This is a genomic window from Nocardiopsis sp. L17-MgMaSL7 (genome assembly GCF_003182025.1).
GTDB classification, from domain to species: Bacteria; Actinomycetota; Actinomycetes; order Streptosporangiales; family Streptosporangiaceae; genus Nocardiopsis; species Nocardiopsis prasina.
The window spans coordinates 1-22,190 of sequence record NZ_QGTF01000009.1; the positions used below are offsets into that span (position 1 = coordinate 1).

Here is a 22,190-nt window from a genome sequence, read left to right on the forward strand (position 1 = left end):
CCCTGGGAGTAGCGGGAGCGCACGAAGCCGAGCGAGTCCTCACCGTCCAGGTTCTGGAGTCCGGCGTCCAGCACCAGGTGCGCCTTGGGGTCGTCCACCGGCTCGGGGATGCACATCTCCACCCCGCCGATGGAGTCCACCATGTCCTTGAACCCGATGAAGTCCATCATCAGGAAGTGGTCCAGGTGCACGCCGGTGACCTGCTCGACGACCTTCCACTGGCAGCCCACCCCGCCGAAGGTCATCACGGAGCTGATCATGCCCTCCTGCGGCTGCATGCCCTCGTACCCCTCCACGGCGTCGCAGCCGGGCAGGTCGACCATGAGGTCGCGGGGCAGGTTCACCAGCGTGGCTGCGCCGTTGTCCACGTTGATGCTCGCGATGAGCATCGTGTCCGGCCGCTCGCCCTCGGCGGCACCGTAGTCGGCGTTCTCGCCGGAGCGCACGTCCGAGCCGATGACGAGGATGTTCAGGACGCCCTCGACGTTCGTGGGCCGGTCCCACTCGTCGGTGTCGACCTGGGCGGTCGTGATGTTGCCGACCAACCCCCGGTACCAGCCGTAACTGAGCAGGCTCGCGATGATGACCAGCGCTGTCGCGGCGCAGGCGACCCACTTTCCAGTGGAAAGCCCCAGGGATGGCGAACCCGACAAATCCCCGTCTCCTCTCGTTCCGGCCGAACCCGAACAGCGTGTCAGTGGTTTCTGAGTACTTCCTGAGGACAACCTGAAGACGCCCTTCAGGTTGGGGCCGGAAGCCGTGGCGCGGCGTCGCGCCACCGCGAGCGCGGGACGTTCAGTCGTGCGCGCGAACGTCCTCGACCGCGCCGGAGAGGTCGAGGATCACCTCGTAGTCCTGTCCGTCCGCACCCAGGACCCGGACCGCCCACCCCTGCCCGGCGCCCTCGTCGAGCCGCTCGACACCGGTGGCGCTGGCACCCTCGCCGACGGCCTCCTGGGCGGTGGCGGAGACCTCCTCGCGGTCGGCCTCGCGCCCGTCCCCGGTGTCCTCCCACGGGGCGGGGCCGCCGTCGGTGTCACGGAACTGGAGCCCGTTGACGGTGAAGACGACCGCGCCGTCGCGGGCACCGTCGCCCTCGGGTCCGTAACGGACTCCGAGCGTCACCTCGGTTCCCTCCAGGGCTCGCAGCTCCTCCAGGATCGTGCCCGCGGTGCCGTCACCGTCGAAGTCCTCCACCACCGGGTCGGTGAGCAGCCACGCCCGAGGGCCGAAGTCGACACCCACTCCGGCGACGTACCAGTCCTCGGGGGCGCCGCCGGCACGCAGTTCGCCGATCAGCTGCTCGAAGCCGTCGACCGGCCTGGACGTTCCCTCACCGACCGGGTAGCGGAGCGTGGGGGCCCCGGTGAAACCGTCGAGGCGGATCGTTTCCACCGTCAGTTCCGGGTCCTTGAGCACGACGTACCCGCCCGCGCCCAGGACCGACAGGGCGGCCGCCGCGCAGGTGACGAGGATCGTCCTGCGGCGTCGCGTCATCGGTCCCTCCAACTCCGGGTGTCGAGAGGACCCCATTGTCCATCAGGTCGATGATGGGAACCTGAAACCAACCTGAAGACGGCTTTCAGGTTTCCTTCATCATGGGCTCAGCATCGACCGGCATGCTGGGCTGTCCGAGGCAAGGGGAGGGTTGGGCGCGGTGGCGATTCTGGTGGTGGAGGACGAGGAGGGCATCGTCTCCTTCCTCCGGCGCGCTCTGGAGAACGCCGGCCACACGGTGGTGACCGCCTCGGACGGAGTCGACGGGCTGGTCATGGCGCTGTCGACCGACGTCGAGCTGGTCGTCCTCGACCTCGGGCTGCCCGGCCTGGCGGGCGAGGAGGTCCTGCGCCGACTCCGGCTGCGCCGTCCCTCGGTACCGGTCATCGTGCTCACCGCCAAGGACGCCGTCAGCGATCGGATCGTCAACCTCGACGCCGGGGCCGACGACTACGTGGTCAAACCGTTCAGCGTGAACGAACTGCTGGCGCGGATCCGTGCCAGGCTGCGCACCAGCGCGCCGGACCGCGCCGACGCCGTGACCGCCCGGGGCGTGACCCTCGACATGGGAGGGCACACCGCCTTCGTGGACGGAGTCGTCGTCGCCCTGTCCGCGCGGGAGTTCGCCCTGTTGTCGGTCCTGCTCCACCACCCCAGCCAGGTCTTCTCCCAGGCTCAGCTGCTCGACCTGGTGTGGGGCTACGACTTCGACGGGGCCTCGAACGTCGTCGAGGTCTACGTCAGCCAGTTGCGCCGCAAGCTCGGAGCGGACCGCATCCAGACCGTGCGCGGAGTCGGCTACCGGCTGAGCGGCGGCGAGGGGTGAGCCTCACCAGGCGCCTGGTCCTGCGGGCACTGACGGTGATGGTGCTGGTGATCGGTGGCGTCACCGCCCTGACCCACCAGTTGGTCCTCGTCTCGGGCCGCAACGACGTCGACGACCTGCTGCGCCAGGAGTCCGCGCTGCTGAGCGACACATTGGGGGAGCAGCTGCCCGCCGCCGCCGGGCTGGACGGCATGGTGTCGGGCCCCGAGGCCGAGCGCGCCGCGCACCGGGCACTGGCGATCCGCCCCAGCGGCCCCCGGCACGTGTCGCTGGTGCACGTCGACGGGGTCCGTCTCCAGAGCACCGGCGGCCCGGCCGAGGTCGCGGGGCTCATGCGCGGGGACGACGCGCCCGCCTCGGCGCCCGGGGTCGCCCGCACCCTGGACACCGACATCGGTCGGGTCCGGGTGCTGGACACGCCCCTCACCGACGCGGCCGACGAGAAGATCGCCGTCGTCACCGTCGCCGCGCCGTTGGACACGGTCCAGGACACGGCCACCACGGTCCTGCTGTTCACCGCCGTGGCCGGGGCCATCGGCATCGGCGGGGGAGGGGTCGCGCTGTGGCTGGTGGTGCGGCGCACCCTGACTCCGGTGCGGAAGGTGTCGGCGGCCGCGCAGAGGATCTCACCGACCGACCTGGCCACCCGGGTGCCGGTGCCGGACACCGGCGACGAGATCGCGGAGCTGGCCTCCGAGATCAACCGGATGCTCACCCGGATCGAGCAGGCGGACACGGGGCGGCGCCGCTACCTGGCGGCGATCTCCCACGAGATCCGCACCCCCCTGGCCGTCGCGGAGGGGCACCTGGAGCTGCTGGGCGGCCCGGAGGCGGAGATCGTCCACGCCGAGCTGGAGCGGTTGCGCCGTGTGCTGGAGGACCTCATGGCGGTGGCGCGCGGCGGTGACGGGATCGACGCCGACCGCGGCCCGGTGTTCCTGCCCGACCTGTTCGACGCCGTGCGGGCCAGGGTCGGGTCCCTCTCCCACGCGCGGTCCGTGGTCTTCCACGAGGCCTCCCCGCAGGTCGTGCTCGGGGACCAGGCCCGGTTGGAGCAGTGCCTGATGAACCTGGTCTCCAACGCGATCGACCACAATCCGGCGCACGTCCTCGTTGACGTCGCGACCAGGGTCGAGGGGGACACGGTGGCCCTGACTGTCGCGGACGACGGGAACGGGATCGACCCCGACGTCCTCCCCCTCGTGTTCGAACCCTTCGTGACGACCCGCCCCAACGGGGCGGGCGGGCTCGTCGGCCTGGGACTGTCGATCGTGCGGTCCCTGGTGACGGCCCAGGGCGGAGGCGTGGACCTCGAGAGCGGCCCCGAGGGAACCACGGTCCGGATCCTCCTGCCCATCGCCAGGGCCTGACCGAGGCGCCCGGACGGGAGCGGGACGCCTCCTGCGGAGATTCGGTCACCTCCCTCCGCAACCGCCGACAGCACGTCAGAACCGCCTGGTTGTGGCAAACCTCGCGTTCGGCGACCCCCAGCGGGCCCTGGAGAGACGGTTTTTGTGGAGATCCCACAAAGCCTCGGCCCCGGCGTGAGCAATTCGGGACATTGGTGTACCTCCAACTGATCCACCAAGCTAGAGGAAGGTGCAGGCGGCGCTCCGAGATCCGGACGTCGCCTTCTGCGTTGAGGTACTTGGGAGGGGCATTCGGTGTTCAGTCGTGTCGCCATCGTCAATCGTGGAGAGGCCGCGATGCGGCTCATCCACGCCGTCCGGGACCTCTCGGCGGAAACCGGGGCACGGATCGAGACGATCGCCCTCTACACCGACGCCGACCGCAACTCGACCTTCGTGCGCGAGGCCGACGTCGCCTACGACCTCGGCCCGGCCTCGGCCCGGCCCTACCTCGACCTCGCCGTCCTCGAACGCGCCCTGCTGGAGACGAAGGCCGACGCCGCATGGGTCGGCTGGGGGTTCGTCGCCGAGGACCCGGCGTTCGCTGAGCTGTGCGAGCGGATCGGCGTCACCTTCGTCGGCCCCAGCCCCGAGGCCATGCGCAAACTCGGCGACAAGATCGGCTCGAAGCTGATCGCCGAGGAGGTCGGCGTCCCCGTCGCCCCCTGGAGCCGGGGCGAGGTGGCCACCCTGGAGGACGCCCTGCGCGCCGGTGACGAGATCGGCTACCCGCTGATGCTCAAGGCCACGGCGGGCGGCGGCGGTCGCGGTATCCGCATGGTCGCCTCCGCCGAGGACCTCACCGACGCCTACGAGCGCACCAGCCAGGAGGCGCTGCGCGCCTTCGGTTCCGGTGTGGTCTTCCTGGAGCGCCTGGTCACGGGGGCCCGACACGTCGAGGTGCAGGTCATCTCCGACGGCCAGGGCACCGCGTGGGCGCTGGGCGTGCGCGACTGCTCCGTGCAGCGCCGCAACCAGAAGATCATCGAGGAGTCCGCCTCCCCGGTCCTGGAGCCCGAGCAGGCCGCCGAGCTCAAGGCCTCCGCCGAACGCCTCGCCGTGGCCGTCGGCTACCGGGGCGCTTGCACCGTCGAGTTCCTGTACCACCCGGGTGAGCGGCTCTTCGCGTTCCTGGAGGTCAACACCCGCCTCCAGGTCGAGCACCCCATCACGGAGATCACCACGGGCACGGACCTGGTCCGCATGCAGCTCTTCGTGGCCTCCGGCGGGAAGCTGGAGGGCACACAGCCCGGGGAGATCGGGCACGCGGTGGAGGCCCGCCTCAACGCCGAGGACCCCGACCGCGACTTCGCGCCCTCCCCGGGCCGCATCACCCGTCTGGACATGCCCTCCGGCCCCGGCATCCGCGTCGACACCGGTGTGCGCGAGGGTGACAGCATCCCCGCGGACTTCGACTCGATGATCGCGAAGATCATCGCCTACGGCCGCGACCGCGAGCAGGCGCTGGGCCGCCTCCGCCGCGCCATGTCCGAGACCACCGTCATCATCGAGGGCGGCGCGACCAACAAGAGCTTCGTCCTCGACCTGCTCGACCAGCCCGAGGTGATCGACGGCAGCGCCGACACCGGGTGGATCGACCGCGTGCGCGCCGAGGGCCGTCTGGTCGCCCACCGGCACTCCGCCGTCGCCCTTGCAGCGGCGGCCATCGAGGCCTACCGAGACGAGGAGGAGGCCAGCCGCCAGCAGCTGCTGTCCACCGCCCATGGCGGCCGTCCGCAGGTGCAGCACGACACCGGCCGTCCCCTGGACCTCAAGCTCCGCGGCGTCGGCTACCGGGTGAGCGTGGCGCGGATCGGGCACAACCGCTTCCGTGTCGGCGTGTCCGGCGGCGGCGACGTCCACCCCGCCGACGTCCAGGTGGAGCGGTTCGACGCCCACAGCGGGCACATCACCGTCAACGGCCGCCGGTACCGGCTCGTGTCAGCCACGCACGGCCCGGTCCACCTCGTCGAGATCGACGGCGTCACCCACCGGGTCAGCCGCGACGAGGGCGGCGTCGTTCGCTCGCCCGCCCCCGCCCTGGTGGTCGCCACGCCGCTGTCCGTGGGCGACGAGGTCGAGTCGGGCGCCCCGATCCTGGTCCTCGAGAGCATGAAGATGGAGACGGTGCTGCGGGCGCCGTTCCGCGCCCGGGTGCGCGAGTGCCCCGTCGCGGTGGGCGGCCAGGTCGAGACCGGAGCCCCGCTCATGCGTCTGGAGCCCCTGGGCGACGACGACGCCGAGGACACCGACGACCAGGCCGGGACCGTCGAGATCGACCTGCCCGCACCGGTTCCGGCCGCCTCCGCGGGACAGCGCGCCGACCAGGGGCTCAGCGACCTGCGCGGTCTCCTGTTGGGCTTCGACTTCTCCCCGGAGGAGCGCTCGCGTGTGCTGGCCGGCTACCTCACCGCCCGTGAGGAACTCGGCGCGGAGCCGATCGAGGGCGAACTCGACCTGCTCACCGTGTTCGCGGACCTGTCCGAGCTGAGCCGCAACAAGCCGGGCGGCGCCGTCGACGCCGAGCAGGACCACCGGGTGCACAGCCCCCGCGAGTACTTCCACAGCTACCTCCAGAGCCTCGACGTCGAGCGCGCCGGGGTCATCGAGGGCTACCAGAACAGGCTCACCCGGGTCCTCGCCCACTACGGCGTCACCGACCTCGACCGCACCCCGGAGCTGGAGGACGCGGTCTTCCGGATCTTCCTCGCCCAGCAGCGCATGGGCGGCTACGTCACGATCGTGACGGAGCTGCTGCGCCGCTGGCTGGCCGACGCTCCGCCCCAGGAGCCGCTCGGCGAGCGCGCAGGGCTCGCCCTAGAGCACCTGATCGAGGCCACCCAGGTCCGCTTCCCGGCCGTGTCCGACCTGGCCCGGGGCGTGGTGTTCCGCTGGTTCACGCAGCCGCTGCTGCGCCGCAACCGCGCCAGGGTCTACGCGTCCGTCCGTGACGAGCTGCGCCACCTGGACCGCGAACCGGACTCCCCGGACCGCGCCGACCGGATCCAGACCATGGTCGCCAGCTCCGAACCGCTGGTGCGACTGATCGGCCAGCGGATCGGCCGCCCCGGCAAGGACCACGCCCCGCTGCTCGAGGTCCTGACCCGCCGCTACTACGGCAACCGTGGCCTGTCCGAGGTCTCGGCCAGCCAGAGCGGCGGTTGCCAGCTGGTCACCACCGAGCACACCAACGCCCAGGGGGTGACCCGTGTGGTCGCCACCGCCGTGGACCTCGCCGACCTGCCCGACGCCCTCGGGGCCGTCGCCGAGCTGGCCGCCGACGCCCCGGAGCACGGACTGGTCGCCGACCTGTACGTGACCTGGGAGGACCAGCCGGACGCCGACGCCATGGCGGTGCGGCTCGCCCGGATCCTGGCCGACCACACGCTGCCCAAGGGTGTGCGCCGCGTCACCGCCACCGTGGCCGGGACCAGCGGCGCGGTCATGCACCACCACTTCACCTTCCGTCCTGAGGGCGGCGAACTGGTCGAGGACCGGCTGATCCGGGGTCTGCACCCGCAGATCGCGCAGCGCCTCCAGCTCCAGCGGCTGCGGGAGTTCGACCTCACCCGCCTGCCGTCCGCCGACGAGGAGGTCTACCTCGTCAAGGCCGTGGCGCGCAGCAACCCGTCCGACGAGCGGCTGATCGCGCTGGGCCAGGTCCGCGACCTCACCCCGCTGCGCGACGCCGAGGGCCGCCTGGTCGCGCTGCCCGCCGTGGAGGGCACGCTCGCCGCCTGCCTGGACGCGATCCGCAACATCCAGGCGCAGCGCCCGCACAACAAGCGCTTCGACACCAACCGCATCCTCATGTACGTGTGGCCGCCCACCGAGCTGAGCATCGACGAACTCAACGCCCTGGTGGAGCGCATCCTGCCGACCACCGACGGCGCCGGGCTGGAGGAGGTCCAGTTCGTGGCCCGCCAGCGCACCGACGAGGGCGAGCTCACCGAGATGGCCGTGCGCGTGGCCCTCGAACCGGGCAGCGACGCCCGCGTGCACGTCGGGGAACCGTCCACCGAACCGGTGCTGCCGCTGGACGACTACCGTCAGAAGGTCCTGCGCGCCGCCCGGCGCGGAACCGTCTACCCGTACGAGCTGACCGACATGCTCACCGGGACCGACGGGACCTTCGTCGAGCACGACCTCGACGAGAACGGCGTGCTCGTTCCGGTCGACCGGCCCCGGGGACGCAACACGGCGGCGATCGTGGCCGGCGTGGTCACCACTCCCACCGAGCGCCACCCCGAGGGCGTCACCCGCGTGGTGCTGCTCGGCGACCCGACCAAGGCGCTGGGCGCACTGTCCGAGCCCGAGTGCTCGCGGGTCATCGCCGCGATCAACCTGGCCGAGAACACGGGGGTGCCCCTGGAGTGGTTCGCGCTCTCCGCCGGCGCGCGCATCTCGATGACCTCCGGCACCGAGAACATGGACTGGGTCGCGGCCGCGCTCAAGCGGATCGTGGAGTTCACCCAGGACGGCGGCGAGATCAACATCGTGGTCGCCGGGATCACGGTGGGCGCCCAGCCGTACTGGAACGCCGAGGCGACCATGCTCATGCACACCAAGGGCATCCTGGTGATGACGCCGGACTCCGCCATGGTGCTCACCGGCAAGCAGTCGCTGGACTTCTCCGGTGGTGTGTCGGCCGAGGACAACTTCGGTATCGGCGGCTACGACCGGGTGATGGGCCCCAACGGCCAGGCGCAGTACTGGGCGCCGAACCTGCCCGCCGCCCGCGACGTGCTGATGGCGCACTACGACCACACCTACGTGCTGCCGGGCGAGGACGGGCCGCGCCGGGCCGTCACGAGCGACCCCGACCACCGGGACGTCTCCGACTTCCCGCACTCCGTCGAGGGCAGCGACTTCACGACGGTGGGGGAGATCTTCTCCGCCGAGCACAACCCGGACCGCAAGAAGCCGTTCGACATCCGCACGGTGATGCGGGCCCTGGCCGACCAGGACCACCCGGTGCTGGAGCGCTGGGCCGGGATGGCCGACGCCGACACCTCGGCGGTGCAGGACGCGCACATCGGCGGTTGGCCGGTCTGCCTGGTGGGCATTGAGTCCCGCTCGGTGGCGCGGCGCGGGTTCCCGCCCACCGACGGGCCCGACACCTACACGGCGGGCACGCTGTTCCCGCGTTCGTCCAAGAAGACCGCGCGGGCGATCAACGCGGCCTCGGGCAACCGCCCGCTGGTGGTGCTGGCCAACCTGTCCGGCTTCGACGGTTCGCCGGAGTCGATGCGCAAGCTCCAGCTGGAGTACGGCGCGGAGATCGGCCGGGCGATCGTCAACTTCGACGGCCCGATCGTGTTCTGCGTGATCTCCCGCTACCACGGGGGAGCGTTCGTGGTGTTCTCCAAGGCGCTGAACCCGAATATGACGGTGCTGGCCCTGGAGGGGTCGTTCGCGTCGGTGCTGGGCGGCGCTCCGGCCGCGGCGGTGGTGTTCGCCGGTGAGGTGAACAAGCGCACCGCGACGGACCCGCGCGTGACCGAGTTGCAGACCCGGGTGTCGGAGGCCAGTGCCGCCGAACGCGCCGAGCTCAACGCGGAGCTCTCCGAGGTGCAGGCCTCGGTGCGCGCCGAGAAGCTGAGCGAGGTCGCCACGGAGTTCGACGGCGTGCACAGCATTCAGCGCGCGGTCGAGGTGGGTTCGGTCGACGCCATCATCAGCGCCGCCGAGCTGCGCCCGAGCATCATCGACGCCATCGCCAAGGGCATGAAGCACTAGACGGTACGGAAACGGCCAGCCCCGTTCTGGGGGCTGGCCGTTTCCGTGTGTCCCTGTGGAATGATGTCCGCCAAGCCTTCGCTAATACGAGCCAGGCGATTATCAAGCGGAGATAACGGCCCGCATCGCCGCAGGTCATTAAGTGTGAGCCCCGCGCACGCGGGGATGGGGCCCCTGCGGAACCCGGACCCGGCCGGTACAGGATGCGTTGATGCGATCCGTCGGGCCCGCTTAGGGTGTCGGCATGCCAACCCCCGCAGGCCCGGAACCGTCAGAATCCACCGGTTCGTCCTCCTTCCAGTCGCAAAGGCGAACCCCCTCGCGCCGGTTGATCCTTGCGGCGGGAGCTGGCGTGCTTGCCGCAGTCGGGATCGCCTGGCTCGTACTCCCAACAGGACCGATGGAGCTCGGTGGCCCGCCCCCGGTGGGGCCCGGAGACCATGCCCCGATGCCGGTATGCGCCAGCGCAGACGGGACGATTCTGCGCGCTGACCTGGACGGTGACGGCCGCTTGGACGAAGTACGCGACCCGGAACGTGAGGGCACGGTCGCCGTCGTCTCCGATAGTGATGGAGACCCGTGGCGGGCGGACCTCGATCAGGCCCTGGACTGGTGGCACTCAAGGACTTCAGGCCTGGAGGCGCGGGGCACATTCGGAGACTTCGACGGTGACGGCTATGTCGACCTGGCCTTGTTCTTCAGCGAACCACACCTGGGCGACGATCCGGTGGACAATATGCCCGTCCACGAAGTGCGTTACGGGCCGCTCGCCCGTGACCTGTCGAGCGACAGGGTGGGCCCCATCCGCATCGGCTGGGGCGGGTTCGTGTACGGAGTACGTGCCACCGACCAGGATGGCGACGGCCGCGCCGAACTCCAGGTGTTCCAGACCGCAGGAGACGGAGCAGTCAACCACTTCACCGGCCGTCAGGACGACGGCGGCGTGACCGTGAACGAGGAAACGGTTGACTTCCACGATCGCTCAAGCTGGAAGGCGACCGATCTGGGGTGGAGCGATTTCGGCACCTGCCCCGAGGATTGAGCATGCCGACTGGCCCATCCCCAGACGGGTGCCCCCACCACCCGGACCGGTGGCGGGGGCTGGTGCCTACTCCATCTCCTCACCGGCGGGGAGCGGGAGCGGGAGCGCCGGTGGACCGACCGGCAACTCCCCCTCCAACGCCCTCCAGGCGGCCGCCCACCGCTGGAAGTCGGCGGACGTTCCCTCGAGAGCGACGACGAAGGCGTTGAGCAGGGCGAACGTGGGGAGCCTGTCGGATCGGAGCGCCTCGCAGAAGCGGGACGAGGACCTCACACCCACCCGGTCCGCCATCACCCTGAAGGACGGCGATCCGGCCCAGCGCCGGTACTTGTTCATCAGTTCGATGAACTCGGGGACGCTCTTGGCCTGCACCGGGTCCGGCTTCATCCCGGCACCGGGCAGATCCTCGGGAACCTCGGGTACGAATCGCGCCTGCACGAAACTCCGCTCACTCGGGGACCAGATGTGGGTCCGGCGTTCGGGACCGACCGGTCCCTGGACCAGGAGGACGGGGACTTCGCCCCAGAGGTTGCCGTCCTCGTCCATACGGATGTTCTGGGGGTCGACGTCGGTCTGGACGACGTACCTGGGTCCGCGTGCCTGGTCCATCAGCTCGCCTCCCGGGAACGTCGGTTTCCCGGGGAATCCGGGTGTCGATGTGCGGTCAAAATGGGAGAACCCTTCATGGCTGGTTTTCATGTTCGGGGTTTTCGTGGTCGGCTGGATGATCGCCTGGCCCATTTGTGTGCAGATCGGGGCGAGGGATTGGAGACGCCGCAGACCGGCTGGGAGGTGACCGATGACCGATGAGGGGAAATTACCTCACCAAGAGGCCGCATGCCCACCAGGACACTGGAGGTATGTCCGCCCCTGGTCGCTTAGGTGTCGTAATTGACTGTGTCGCCATTAGGCACGGATTTGTCACCGGTGCAGTCCTATGGTGTTCGGAAGTGTTCGATAATGTTCGTTTGGCGTCGAATGTCGTTCGACGGCTTTAGAATGTGGACTGATGGGTATGAGTGTGTTCGGTCGCGGGTCTTTGTTCGGGCCATTTTCGGTCTTGCGGATACCCGCATTGCGGCATAATGCCAAATGGGAGGGACGGCTGGATGACGGTCGGTTGGGACTGGAGACCCCAGTCGACCGGCGACGGGCCCTCCACGCACAAGGGCCGCACCCCGAGGGGTGCGGCCCTTGCTCACGGCGAACCGGTCAGATCCAACCGTGCTCCGAGGCGATCCGCGCGGCCTCATGACGGTTCGAGGCGTCGAGCTTGGAGATCACCGAGGCGAGGTGGTTGCGCACGGTCCCCCTGCTGAGGCAGACACGTCGGGCGATCTCCTCGACCGGCGCGCCGTCGCGCGCCAGGGCGAGGACGTCGGACTCACGCGGACTGAGCGGGGAGTCCCCCGCGCTGATCGCCTCGGCGGCCAGGTCCGGGTCGACGTGCCGACCACCGTTCGCGACCTTGCGCACGACCTCGGCGAAGGTCCGGGAGGACACGGTCTTGGGCAGGAAGCCGCGCGCGCCCGCGGCGAGTGCCGACTTCAGGTAACCGGGGCGTCCGTGCGAGGTGACGATCACACAGCGACATCCCGGCAGCTCGGTCGATAGCCGACGGGTCACCTCGATGCCGTCGGGCCCGGGCAGTTGCAGGTCGAGCAGCGCCACGTCGGGGCTGACACGAAGCGCCGTGGCCAGTGCCTCGTCGCCCGACGCCGCCTGGCCGACCACCTCGAAGTCGTCCTCCAGAGCGAGCAGTCCGGCGATGGCGTCCCGGATGAGGTGTTCGTCATCGGCGACGAGGAGACGGATCACGCCTGGCCCCCTCTGCGGAGCGGGATCGCGGCGTGGAGCCGGAACCAGTCGCCGTCATGGCCGGTGCGCACCCGTCCGCCGATCGCGCGCACGCGCTCGGACATCGCGTCCAACCCGGTCCCCTCGGCGAGCCGCGCGGGATCGGCGGGACCGGCTCCGTCGTTGGCCACGCTCAGGTGCATCTCGTTGTCCTCCTCCTTGGTGGTGAGCGTGACCCGCGTCGCCGTCGAATGACGCAGCAGGTTCGTCACGCCCTCTCGTACGACCCGTGCCAGCGCCTCGGCGTGCGCCGCGGGTACGGGATCCCCGGTCACCGTGCAGCGGATGCCAGCGGACTCCAGGAGGGATCTCGCTCCCGACAGTTCGTCCTCCCAGGTCGTGCGGTGTTCGCCCCGCACGACTCGGCGGACCTCGCTGCCCGCGTCCTCCGCGAGGCGCCGCACCTCGGTGATCTCCGCCGCGGCGCGTTGGGAATGGCCACGATGAACGAGCTCCGAAGCGAGGGAGCTCTTGACCGCCATGGTCGCCAGGGTCCGGCCGAAGACGTCGTGGAGGTCGCGGGAGATGCGCAGGCGTTCGTTGGCGAGGGCGAGCGCCGCGCGGTCCTCGTGTGCGGCCTGGAGGTCCAGGAGTACTCGAAGCATCCACGCGCTCGACCAGCAGAGCCACAGGACGACGGTGACCATGACCAGCCCGACCACCAGGAGAACGGGATCGCCGCAACCCACCAGCGCGACGGTGAGGGCGAGCGCCGCGGCGTTGAGCAGCAGCATCCGGTCTCCGCTGAGGGAGAGCCCGATGCTGGCGCCGCTCGCACCGATCGCCGCCGCGACGGTCAGGCCCGGAGCGGGGAACGGAAGCGTGAGGGTCACCGCGACGAAGGCGGCGAGGACCAGTACCCACGCTGACACCCAGATCAGGGGGAACCGCCCCGCGCGGCCGACCACGGAGTCGACGCTCCAGTTGGCGACGAGGACGTTTCCGGTGACCAGGACCAGGGTCAGCGCCCCCAGCGCGACCAGTGACACTGTGGGCGCCGCGGTCGGGCCCCCGGCCTCGACCACGCTCCTGAAGAGGGTCCCGGAGGGGATCGTGGTGGCGAAGTAGGTGGACCAGCGCAGGTACGCCTCGAACCTGCGCGGGCCGACCGAGGGGGAGGCGTTCATGGCCCTCATTCTCCCCTCACCGCTGCTCGGGGTGCGGGCTCGCGGGGGTCAGGGCCGGTCCGGTCCTGTGCGAACGCCACCACACCACGGCGGCGATCACGGCGACCGTGAGGGTGGGAACCAGCAGGACCGCGGACCCCGCACCCGCGGACCGGTCCGTCACGGCGGAGCCGATGTCCGTGTGCAGGGCCGCGGCGAGCACGAAGGTGACCGTGTTGAGCAGGGCGTGGATGACGACCGCGATCTCGATGCCGCCGGTGCGCCAGGTGATGACGGCCAGGCTGGCCGCGAGCGTGAAGTACCAGAGGTTGATCCAGGGGTCGTCCGCGCCGTGGAGGACCGTGAACAGTGCGCTGGAGACGAGGACGCCGAGGAAGAGCGAGACGCGTGGTCCGCGTCCCCAGCTCCCCGCGATCCGGAACACGAGGCCGCGCAGCCCGTACTCCTCACCCGCTGATTGCAGGGGGGTCAGTAGGAGGGTGATCACGATCAGGACCACCAGAGAGGCGGCCGACCAGTGCGTCCGTTCCCCGGCGGGGGACAGGTTCAGGACGAGTAGCGAGAGCAGCCAGACCGGGCCGATGAACACGAGGGCCCGACCGAGGACGTCGAACCTGAACCGGGAGGCCACCGAGTGCAGCGAGGCTCCCCTGACTCCGTAGAGCCAGCGCTGGAGCACCATGCTCCACGGGATCAGGAGGGCGAGGGAGAACATGGTCGCGCCGTGGTAGAGCGGTGTGTAGTCGGTTCCGCCCATGGCCGGGTTGACCCTGCCCATCCTCAGGTCGGCGAAGCCCGCTGCCTGGGCGGCGGCGAAGCTGAGGACGAACATGCCGAGGATCAGGAGCGCGATGGCGAGGAGCCCGCGTCCGACGCGGCGTTTCCCTCCGGCGAGGACCCGGTGGTACTCGACCCCGGGCGGGACGTGTCCGCGTGCGCGGACGTGCTGTTCTCCGGCTTCGGGCTGCGGAAGCGTGTCGTTGAGGCTCATGTCCCGAACCTAGGCAGACGAAGCCCTGTCACACAGTGTCACCAGTCAGGGTCTGGTTCGGTGTTCCGCATGGAGTGGCCATGACAGATGTCATGGGCCGGATCGACTGTCCCGGCCCGGTGCGCAACCTGGGTTGACAGAGATCGGCCGCGCAACCTAGGTTGACACCCATGGACGCGATGGAACTGGCGGCCACCGCCTCGGACACCTCCACCCCCGTCGAGGGGCTGCGCGCGGTCTCCTCGCTGCGCACCCTGGTTGACGCCTTGGAGCTGCGGCAGGTGGAGGAGGCGCTGCGATCCGGAGAGTCATGGACCTCCATCGCGGCGGCCCTCGGGGTGACCCGGCAGGCCGTCCACAAGAAGTACGGGAAGAGACTGCGCCACATCACGGAGAGAGGCCGGGCATGACCAACCAGTCCGCGAGACAGGGCCTGCTGAGCATGGGGAGCGACCGCGCCGCCATCGAGATCGCGGCGGGCCGGGAGGCCTCCCTCGCCGGTCACGCCGAGGTGGGGTTCGAGCACCTTCTGCTGGGCGCCCTCGTCAGTGGCGGTCCCGGCGCCCGCCACCTGATGGACGCGGGGCTGGACCTGACGGAGGCGCGTGCCGCCATCCGTACTCTGCTGCGTGACGATCTCGCCCTGCTGGACATCGACACGTCGCTGACCGCTCAACCGGGCGGCAAGGAGGAGGCCGTCCGGCTTCCCCAGTCCGAACGCGTGAGTGAACTCCTCGTCGACTGCCCCTGGGCCGGAGGCGACGTCGCCCTGATCGCCGCGCTCATCGACGACGAGGGAGGGCGGGTCCGGCGTCTGCTGGAGCGTTCCGGTGTGGACCCCGACCTCGTGCGCGAGGGCCTCGACGGGCTCTCCCCGGGCTCCATGGAGCCCGTCGGGGCGGCCGATCCGGGTTCCGTGCCGGACGGGTGGGACAGCCTCACATACGAACGGGAGGTTCCGGTCTCGGCCGCGCGCCTGTGGGCCCTGGTCTCCGACCCTGAGCGTCGGGCGGAGTGGGAGCCCGGCCCGACCGAGGCGCGGGTGGTCGGTGACGGAGCGGTCGACCTCGTGTCGCCGGACCAGCCCGTGCGGAGGGAGGCGGTCACGCACCGGGTCGAGGGACGGGAGATCGTCTGGACGCGGGACGACGAGGGGGCAAGTCGGGCGCTCCTGATCGTCGTCGAGCCGCTCGGTGAGCGCGCCCGGCTGCGGGTGCGCAGGAGCTGGCCGAGCGCGCTGCGCCACCGGCGGATTGCCAACCGCCTGCTCCACTGGATCGTCCGCAAGCAGCTGCGGATCCACGTCCAGACCATCACCCAGGCCGCCGCCTAGGACGATCGTCCGCGCCCCGAAGCGCGTCTAGGACTCTGCGCTGAGGAGGGCGGACACGCGCTCGGCCTCGGCCGTCAGGAGGGCGCCCAGTTCGGCGACGCGGGGCTGGTCCAGACGATAGACCGGACCCACGACGCTGAGGGCCGCGACGATTCCCGTCGCGGCCCGCACCGGGGCGGCGACGGCCATGACCTCGGGTTCCACGATGGAGACCGTGGCGATGAACCCCTCGGGAGGGGTGGCGTCGCGCAGGGCCTGACCCACGGCGGACCCGTCCTGCGGGAAGCGGTGCCCCACCCAGCTGACGTGGCGGATCGTGTGGCTGCCCTCGGCTTGGGCGATGTACAGGACTCCCTGGTCCGGCGTGCCCACGCACAGGTAGCTGGACTCGCCGGTCGCGCGGGCCAGCTCGCCCAGGGACGGCTGCGCGAAGGCGACGAGTGAGTCGTGGCTCAGCGCCCTGGCCCCGATGCCGATCAGCCGGTGACCCGGGCGAAAGGCACCGTCCTCCCCTCGGAGGGCGAACCCCGTGGACTCCAGGGTGCGCAGCAGGCGCAGGGCGGTGCTGGGCGCCAGGTCGGTTCGGCGCGCGCATTCGGTGAGCGAGACCTCGCCCTGTTCGGCGACAACCGCCAGGAGTTCCAGGGCCCTCTCGACGGTCCGGGTCGACTGCTCAGCCACGTCGTTCCTCCGGTGAGAAATCCGCCCGGGAGACGGGCGAACCTCGGGTTCGTTTCATACAATGGAATCAAGCTGCCACCTGATGGCAGACTATCGCCCCGGGAGGTTGAGGGAGGCGGGCATGCTGAACCTGGACGGATCTCCTCTGGACTGTGGCCGGATCGCGCGGGCGGCACGGTTCGAGGAGCCCGTCGCGTTGACGTCCGAGGCCTGGGCGCGGGTCGCGGCCGCGCACCGCGGGGCCGCGAGGGCCACGGAGCGCGGTCCGGTCTACGGACGCAACACCGGGGTGGGTGCGAACCGGGACGTCGCGGCCGGAGCCGAGGGGCACGGCCTGCGCCTGTTGCGAAGCCACGCGGCGGCGGGCGGGGCGCCGTTGCCCGGGGAGGCGGTGCGCGCGATGCTCCTCGTGCGGATCAACCAGATCGCGGTGGGCGGCTCGGGGATCTCCCCGCAGACCACCCGGGCACTTCTCAGCATGCTCAACACCGGGGCCCTCCCCAGCGTCCGGGAGCACGGCACCGTGGGCACCGGTGACCTGGCGGCACTCGCCGGGGCGGGGCTGACGTTGGTGGGCGAACGGCCGGCGGACGCCCCCTGGGCGCCGATGCGAGGCTTCCCCGAGACGGACGCGTTGGCGCTGATCAGCAGCAACGCACTGACCCTGGGCAGGGCCGCGCTCGCGGTCGCCGACCTGGACCCGCTGCTGCGCGTCGCCACGGTGACCACGGCCCTGTCCGCGCTGGCCTGCCGGGCCAACCCGGAGGCCTTCTCCGCTGAGGCCGCCCGCGCCGCCGTCGTGCCGGGCGCGGCCACCGTCGCCCGGGGGCTGCGTGAACTCATGGGACCCGTTCGGCCCGCACGGGTCCAGGACGCGTTCGGGTTCCGAGCGGCGCCCCAGGTCCAGGGGGTCGTCGTCGACGCGCTGACCGAACTCGCCGGGCTGGTCGGCTCGCTCACCGCCGCCGCGCAGGAGAACCCGTTGGTCGTGGCGGACGGGGTCGTGCACCACGGCGGGTTCCACATGGCCGGGTTGACCCTGCGTCTGGACGCCCTGAGGCTGGGCCTGGCCCAGGCGGCCCCGTCGCTGTTGGGGCGGTTGCGTGCCCTGTCCGACCCGGCGGTCACCGGGCTGCCCGCCTTCCTCGCCACGGGGCCCGCGGGTTCCTCGGGCACCATGATCATCGAGTACACGGCGGCCTCCGCCTACGGTGTCCTCCGAGCGTCGGCGGCCCCGGCATCCCTGGAGACCGTGGTCCTGTCCCGGGGGGCGGAGGAGGACGCCAGTTTCGCGCCGTTGGCGGTGCGGCAGACGGAGACCGCCACCGCCGCTCTGCGCACCCTCCTGGCCTGCGAGCTCCTCACCGCCCTGCGCGCGCTGTCGTTGCGGGGGAGCGACGCGTCCGTGTTCCACCGGGCCCGGCACGCCCTGCGCGCACAGGGCGGTGAGGACGACGACACCGGCGACCGCGACCTCCAGGAGGACCTGGACGCGGCCGAACGCGCGCTCCCGCAGCTCGGGGCTCCGCTGGTACCGCAGTCGGACACGGTGTCGGAGCGGGCGGAGGCGAGCGGGTTCTGACCGGCAGACGGGACCAGGACGGGCGAGGCTCTGGGTGGGTGCGGCCCACCCACCCACACCACTTCCGGCCGAAACCGCCCTCGGCCTAGCCTTGACGCCATGGGCACCGACCGAAGCTCCGATCCCCGCTTCCACCTGGGGGAGTTCCTGAGCGCCAGACGTTCACGGCTGCGTCCCGAGGACCTCGGGCTGGTCGCGTACGGCCGCCGCAGGGTTCCCGGCCTTCGCCGCGAGGAGGTGGCGCTCCTGGCCGGGGTCAGCACCGACTACTACATGCGCCTGGAACAGGGTCGCGAACGCCACCCCTCCGCGCAGGTGGTCGAGGCGCTGGCCAGGGCGCTGGACCTGGACGGGGACGCCGCGGACCACCTGCGTCGCTTGGCGCGCGCCGAGGGACGCCCGCGCGGGCGGGCCCGCCGGGACACACGGGTCTCCCCGCACCTGGCCCGTCTCCTCGAACGCTGGAGCGACACTCCGGCCTTCGTGCTGGACCACCCCCTGGACATCCTGGCACGCAACCGCCTCGCCGAGGCCCTGCACTCCGACTTCGCCCTGGACGACAACCTGGCGCGCATGGTCTTCCTCGACCCGGCCGCGCACCGATTCCACCGCGAGTGGCGCCGGACCGCCTCGGCGACCGTCGCCGAACTCCACCGCGCGGCGGGCCTGAACCCGGACGATCCCCGGCTGAACGAGGTCGTCGGTGAGCTCGCGCTCAAGAGCGCGGAGTTCCGTTCGCTGTGGGCGCGACACGACGTGCGGGGCAAGACAGGCGACGCCAAACCGCTGCACCACTCCGAGGCGGGTGACCTGGACCTGCGCTACGACAGCTTCACGGTCAACGGCGCACCCGGGCAGCAGCTGATCGTCTACCAGGCGGAACGGGGGAGCCCCTCGGAGGGCGCTCTGGCCCTGCTCGGATCCCTGCACGCCGATGTCCACGATCGGGGCGACCAGACGGAGCTGGACCGCAACGGCCGGGACCGGTTCGATTCGAGACCGGGGTTCCGGGAGGCGCCGCCCCGGTGACTGGGAGTCGCGCACCAGGGATGACGGCGACCTGGTTGCCCCGCCGGAGCGGGACGAGACTTCGGGGTGAAGGCGGTGGAACCCTCCACCGCGCGGCATCCGACCGAGGAAGCATTCATGAGCTCCGAGACCATCGAACACGACCCCGGGAGCCCCGTCCTCCTGGAGGAGATCCGGCGTCGGGCCGACGACCCCGGGCGGCGTGTCCTGTTCACCAACGCGACCGTGGTCACCATGGACCCGGAACTCGGGACCCTGGAGCGCTCGGACGTCCTGGTCGAGGGGGACTCGATCGCCCAGGTGGGTCCCGGCCTGGAGGCGGGGGACGCGGTGGTGGTCGACGCCACGGGCACGATCATCACTCCGGGTTTCGTGGACACCCACCGGCACGCCTGGCAGTCCCAGCTGCGCAGGATCATGCCGGACGTGGACGATCTCGTGGACTACGTGACCACCACGCTGGCCGGTTACGCGCCTCTCTACGAGCCCCGGGACATGTACGTCGGCACCCGGCTGGCCGCGCTGTCGGCGATCGACAGCGGCATCACCTGCATGCTCGACTTCTCGCACAACTCGAGGTCGCGCGAGCACTCCGACGCCGCGGTCCGGGCGCTGGTGGACAGCGGCGTCCGCGGTGTCCACGCCGCGATGGGGCCGCACTTCGGCGCCTGGGACCAGCAGTGGCCCGGAGACCTCGCCCGGCTCCGGGAGGAGTACGCGGACGGTTCGGACCGGATGCTGACCCTGCGGGTCGGGGCGCTGGCCACCGACGAGATCGCCGGACCGTCCCTGGCCTACGGGCCGGAGCTGGCGCGCGTCGCCAGGGAACTGGATATCGGGGTCAGCGTTGACGCGGTCTTCGGTACCGCGTCGTCCCGGTCCGTGCGGGCCTGGGCAGACCAGCGGCTGCTGGGGCCGCACGTCACCCTGATCCACGCCACCGGCCTCACCGACGAGGCGTGGAAGCTGATCGGGGACACCGGGACCACGGTCTCCCTGGCACCGACCTCCGACGCCCAGATCGGTCTGGAGACCGCGATCCCCGCGGTCGACGAGGCACTCGCCGTGGGAGTGCGCCCGGGGCTGAGCATCGATGTGGAGGTGGCCCTGGCCGGGGACATGTTCACCCAGATGCGGGCCCTGCACACCGTGCAGCGGATGCGCGCGGTCAACGCCGCCTACGGCGCCGAGACCGAACCGGTCCGGATCGGCGTGCACGACGTGCTGGACTTCGCCACCCTCCAGGGGGCACGGACCAACGGGCTGGCCGGAGTGACCGGTTCGCTCACCCCCGGCAAACGCGCCGACCTCCTGGTCATCGGCGCCGAGGACCTGAACAACATGCCGCTGAACGACCCGGTCGGCACCGTGGTCCTGGGCGCGGACGCCCGCAACATCACCGCCGTCCTGGTCAACGGCGAGCCCCGCAAATGGGGCGGAAGGGTGCTGGACGTCGACCTGGCCGACCTGCGGGAACAGGTCCACGTCTCACGGGACCGGCTCCTCGCTCAGGCGAGGGCCCGGAGATGACCGCACGAGCGGAACCGAACGACCACCGACGCGTGAACGCCACCAAGCGAGAACAGGACACACGGAGCACCATGAACAACATCCCGACGACCACCCCCGCGTCGAGCGGCACGGGGCCCGCGATCCAGCCGAGGCGCGACGAGGCGCTGCTGGCCCAGGTAGGTGAACCCGGCGGACGCCCGCTGCTGCTGACCGGCGGCGTCGTCATCACGAACAACCCGCTGATGGGCGACTGGCAGCGGGCGGACGTCCTCATCGGAGGAGAGGTGATCGTCGGGGTCGGTCCGGGCCTGCTGACGGCGGCCGGAGACGACGGCATGATCGTGGTCGACTGCTCGGGAACCGTCGTCCTGCCCGCCACCCTCGATCTCACCCGGGACCACGTGGGCGGCACCCTGACCCCGGGCGGGCCCGCGGATGTCGCCGTGTTCCGGGTCGCCGACGAGCCCGGAGCCCCCAAGGGAACCGCCCCGGCCGGGAACGGCCGCCTCGACGTGCAGATCACCGGCGGGCGGGTCCGGGTCTGGGACGGACAGCCGGTCCAAGGGCCGGGCTCCGCCCCGGAGCGGGCGAAGGAGCCCGTCCATGACCCGCACCACCCCCACACGGGGCTGTGGGTGGAGGAGAACGGGTTCGTCCGCCAGGAGCTGCTGCCGAACGGTCGCTACGACGAGGCACGGGGGGACAGGGAGAGCGCCTACACCGGCCGGTACTGGATCGACGGATCCCGGATCGACTACCTCGACGACCTGGGTTTCTGGGCCTTCGGAGAGTTCGACGGAGACGTGCTGCACCACGCCGGATACCGCTTCACCAGGCGCTGAGGTGCTCGGGCGGCGCCGAACGGTCACGGGCTGACATGGACGGTGCCGCCCGGGACTCACCGAACGACGTCGAGGATCTGCTTCTGCACGCCGTTGGAGTACACCTGGTGCTCGACGAGTGCGAGCCGGGTCAGGTCCTTGTCGGTGTCGCTGAACAGCCGCTTGCCCGCTCCCAGGAGCACCGGGAAGACCAGCAGGTGGTAGCGGTCGACCAGTCCGGCGTCGGCGAGGGCGTGGCCCAGGGTGGCGCTGCCCTGGACGGAGAGCGGACCGCCCTCGGTCCTCTTCAGTTCGGCGACGTCCTCGACCGTGCGCAGGATCGTGGCGGGCCAGCGCGGGTCCTCCTCGGTGAGCGTGGTGGACACCACGTAGCGCGGCTTGCGGTTGTACCCGGCGAACTCCTCCATGCGGGGCCACACCCCGGCGAACGCCTCGTAGCTGCGCCGGCCCAGCAGCAGGGCGCCAGCCTCCTCCTGTTCCCGGCCCTTGATCTCGAAGGCGGCCTCGTCAGGCTCCACGGAGTTCATGGTCCAGCCGGAGTTGCGGTACCCGCGTTCTCCGCCCGGGGCCTCCATGACCCCGTCGACGGACACGAAGGCGGTGACGATCAGGCTGCGCATGGTGGCTACCTCGCTGCTGGGGCGTTGGCTGTCCCGGGTTTTGTACCACCGGGGTCCGACGATCCGGGGTAGGCGGCCGCCATGCCGGCGGCGCGTCGAACAC

At 71.0% G+C, this 22,190-nt stretch carries 18 protein-coding genes; 10 read left to right on the plus strand and 8 right to left on the minus strand.

Annotated features, from left to right (window positions below; genetic code table 11):
* Both BDW27_RS16955 and BDW27_RS16960 read right to left on the minus strand, forming a co-directional pair.
* The coding region (locus BDW27_RS16955; RefSeq protein ID WP_199560681.1) for an LCP family protein at positions 1–653 on the minus strand (653 nt) is incomplete at its 3' end.
* 142 nt (positions 654–795) lie between these two features.
* Positions 796–1,497 (minus strand): hypothetical protein, encoded by a 702-nt coding sequence (locus BDW27_RS16960; protein WP_110050191.1) that lies wholly within the window; start codon positions 1,495–1,497, stop codon positions 796–798.
* Between the two features lie 160 nt (positions 1,498–1,657).
* Here BDW27_RS16960 and BDW27_RS16965 point away from each other — a divergent pair, with 160 nt between their 5' ends.
* The 4 genes from BDW27_RS16965 to BDW27_RS16980 all read left to right on the plus strand — a co-directional run bounded on the left by BDW27_RS16965 (position 1,658) and on the right by BDW27_RS16980 (position 10,513).
* Positions 1,658–2,323: a response regulator transcription factor gene (locus BDW27_RS16965; protein WP_110050193.1), complete on the plus strand. Its 666-nt coding sequence runs from the start codon at positions 1,658–1,660 to the stop codon at positions 2,321–2,323.
* A complete protein-coding gene (locus BDW27_RS16970) occupies positions 2,320–3,693 on the plus strand; it encodes a HAMP domain-containing sensor histidine kinase (RefSeq protein WP_110050195.1) in 1,374 nt (457 codons plus the stop codon). Before BDW27_RS16965 ends, BDW27_RS16970 begins: the two co-directional genes overlap by 4 nt.
* 294 nt (positions 3,694–3,987) lie before the next feature.
* A complete protein-coding gene (locus BDW27_RS16975) occupies positions 3,988–9,471 on the plus strand; it encodes a biotin carboxylase N-terminal domain-containing protein (protein ID WP_110050197.1) in 5,484 nt (1,827 codons plus the stop codon).
* A 511-nt stretch (positions 9,472–9,982) separates the two neighbouring features.
* A complete protein-coding gene (locus tag BDW27_RS16980) occupies positions 9,983–10,513 on the plus strand; it encodes a hypothetical protein (protein WP_233515791.1) in 531 nt (176 codons plus the stop codon).
* Between the two features lie 66 nt (positions 10,514–10,579).
* On the opposite strand, the gene BDW27_RS16985 is transcribed toward BDW27_RS16980, so the two are convergent.
* From BDW27_RS16985 to BDW27_RS17000, 4 genes are all read right to left on the minus strand, one after another.
* The gene (locus BDW27_RS16985) at positions 10,580–11,122 is read right to left on the minus strand and encodes a hypothetical protein (protein WP_110050200.1); all 543 of its coding nucleotides are present in this window, start codon (positions 11,120–11,122) and stop codon (positions 10,580–10,582) included.
* Between the two features lie 603 nt (positions 11,123–11,725).
* Positions 11,726–12,331, minus strand: a complete 606-nt coding sequence (locus BDW27_RS16990) for a DNA-binding response regulator (protein ID WP_110050202.1) — start codon at positions 12,329–12,331, stop codon at positions 11,726–11,728.
* On the minus strand, positions 12,328–13,497 hold the full coding sequence (locus tag BDW27_RS16995) for a sensor histidine kinase (protein WP_110050204.1): 1,170 nt from the start codon (positions 13,495–13,497) through the stop codon (positions 12,328–12,330). Before BDW27_RS16995 ends, BDW27_RS16990 begins: the two co-directional genes overlap by 4 nt.
* A 16-nt stretch (positions 13,498–13,513) precedes the next feature.
* Positions 13,514–14,488 carry a CPBP family intramembrane glutamic endopeptidase gene (locus BDW27_RS17000; RefSeq protein WP_110050205.1) on the minus strand — a complete coding sequence of 325 codons (975 nt, stop codon included), beginning with the start codon at positions 14,486–14,488 and terminating at the stop codon, positions 13,514–13,516.
* A 170-nt stretch (positions 14,489–14,658) separates the two neighbouring features.
* Between BDW27_RS17000 and BDW27_RS17005 the strand changes: the two genes are divergently transcribed.
* Together BDW27_RS17005 and BDW27_RS17010 are read left to right on the plus strand one after the other, a co-directional pair.
* A complete protein-coding gene (locus BDW27_RS17005; protein ID WP_017545073.1) occupies positions 14,659–14,898 on the plus strand; it encodes a hypothetical protein in 240 nt (79 codons plus the stop codon).
* Positions 14,895–15,821, plus strand: a complete 927-nt coding sequence (locus BDW27_RS17010; protein WP_110050207.1) for an SRPBCC family protein — start codon at positions 14,895–14,897, stop codon at positions 15,819–15,821. The genes BDW27_RS17005 and BDW27_RS17010 overlap by 4 nt, the downstream gene beginning before the upstream one ends.
* Positions 15,822–15,848: 27 nt before the next feature.
* On the opposite strand, the gene BDW27_RS17015 is transcribed toward BDW27_RS17010, so the two are convergent.
* Positions 15,849–16,502 carry an IclR family transcriptional regulator gene (locus BDW27_RS17015; RefSeq protein WP_110050209.1) on the minus strand — a complete coding sequence of 218 codons (654 nt, stop codon included), beginning with the start codon at positions 16,500–16,502 and terminating at the stop codon, positions 15,849–15,851.
* A gap of 121 nt (positions 16,503–16,623) precedes the next feature.
* Here BDW27_RS17015 and BDW27_RS17020 point away from each other — a divergent pair, with 121 nt between their 5' ends.
* The 4 genes from BDW27_RS17020 to BDW27_RS17035 all read left to right on the plus strand — a co-directional run bounded on the left by BDW27_RS17020 (position 16,624) and on the right by BDW27_RS17035 (position 21,467).
* Positions 16,624–18,084, plus strand: coding sequence for an aromatic amino acid lyase (locus tag BDW27_RS17020; protein WP_158543586.1), 1,461 nt, complete (start codon positions 16,624–16,626; stop codon positions 18,082–18,084).
* A 99-nt stretch (positions 18,085–18,183) separates the two neighbouring features.
* Positions 18,184–19,113 carry a helix-turn-helix domain-containing protein gene (locus BDW27_RS17025; protein ID WP_110050213.1) on the plus strand — a complete coding sequence of 310 codons (930 nt, stop codon included), beginning with the start codon at positions 18,184–18,186 and terminating at the stop codon, positions 19,111–19,113.
* Between the two features lie 117 nt (positions 19,114–19,230).
* Positions 19,231–20,643 (plus strand): amidohydrolase family protein, encoded by a 1,413-nt coding sequence (locus BDW27_RS17030; RefSeq protein WP_110050478.1) that lies wholly within the window; start codon positions 19,231–19,233, stop codon positions 20,641–20,643.
* Between the two features lie 71 nt (positions 20,644–20,714).
* Positions 20,715–21,467 (plus strand): Atu4866 domain-containing protein, encoded by a 753-nt coding sequence (locus tag BDW27_RS17035; protein WP_110050480.1) that lies wholly within the window; start codon positions 20,715–20,717, stop codon positions 21,465–21,467.
* Positions 21,468–21,523: 56 nt separating this feature from the next.
* Here BDW27_RS17035 and BDW27_RS17040 read toward each other — a convergent pair whose 3' ends face one another.
* Positions 21,524–22,087, minus strand: coding sequence for a dihydrofolate reductase family protein (locus BDW27_RS17040; RefSeq protein ID WP_017545066.1), 564 nt, complete (start codon positions 22,085–22,087; stop codon positions 21,524–21,526).
* Positions 22,088–22,190: the final 103 nt, after the last annotated feature.

Excerpts from the sequence above, each read along its gene's own strand:
- BDW27_RS16960 (WP_110050191.1), bottom strand. The coding sequence starts at position 1,497 with ATGACGCGACGCCGCAGGACGATCCTCGTCACCTGCGCGGCGGCCGCC.
- BDW27_RS16985 (WP_110050200.1), bottom strand. The coding sequence starts at position 11,122 with ATGGACCAGGCACGCGGACCCAGGTACGTCGTCCAGACCGACGTCGAC.
- BDW27_RS16995 (WP_110050204.1), bottom strand. The coding sequence starts at position 13,497 with ATGAACGCCTCCCCCTCGGTCGGCCCGCGCAGGTTCGAGGCGTACCTG.
- BDW27_RS17000 (WP_110050205.1), bottom strand. The coding sequence starts at position 14,488 with ATGAGCCTCAACGACACGCTTCCGCAGCCCGAAGCCGGAGAACAGCAC.
- BDW27_RS17005 (WP_017545073.1), top strand. The coding sequence starts at position 14,659 with ATGGACGCGATGGAACTGGCGGCCACCGCCTCGGACACCTCCACCCCC.
- BDW27_RS17010 (WP_110050207.1), top strand. The coding sequence starts at position 14,895 with ATGACCAACCAGTCCGCGAGACAGGGCCTGCTGAGCATGGGGAGCGAC.
- BDW27_RS17020 (WP_158543586.1), top strand. The coding sequence starts at position 16,624 with ATGCTGAACCTGGACGGATCTCCTCTGGACTGTGGCCGGATCGCGCGG.
- BDW27_RS17025 (WP_110050213.1), top strand. The coding sequence starts at position 18,184 with ATGGGCACCGACCGAAGCTCCGATCCCCGCTTCCACCTGGGGGAGTTC.
- BDW27_RS17030 (WP_110050478.1), top strand. The coding sequence starts at position 19,231 with ATGAGCTCCGAGACCATCGAACACGACCCCGGGAGCCCCGTCCTCCTG.
- BDW27_RS17035 (WP_110050480.1), top strand. The coding sequence starts at position 20,715 with ATGAACAACATCCCGACGACCACCCCCGCGTCGAGCGGCACGGGGCCC.
- BDW27_RS17040 (WP_017545066.1), bottom strand. The coding sequence starts at position 22,087 with ATGCGCAGCCTGATCGTCACCGCCTTCGTGTCCGTCGACGGGGTCATG.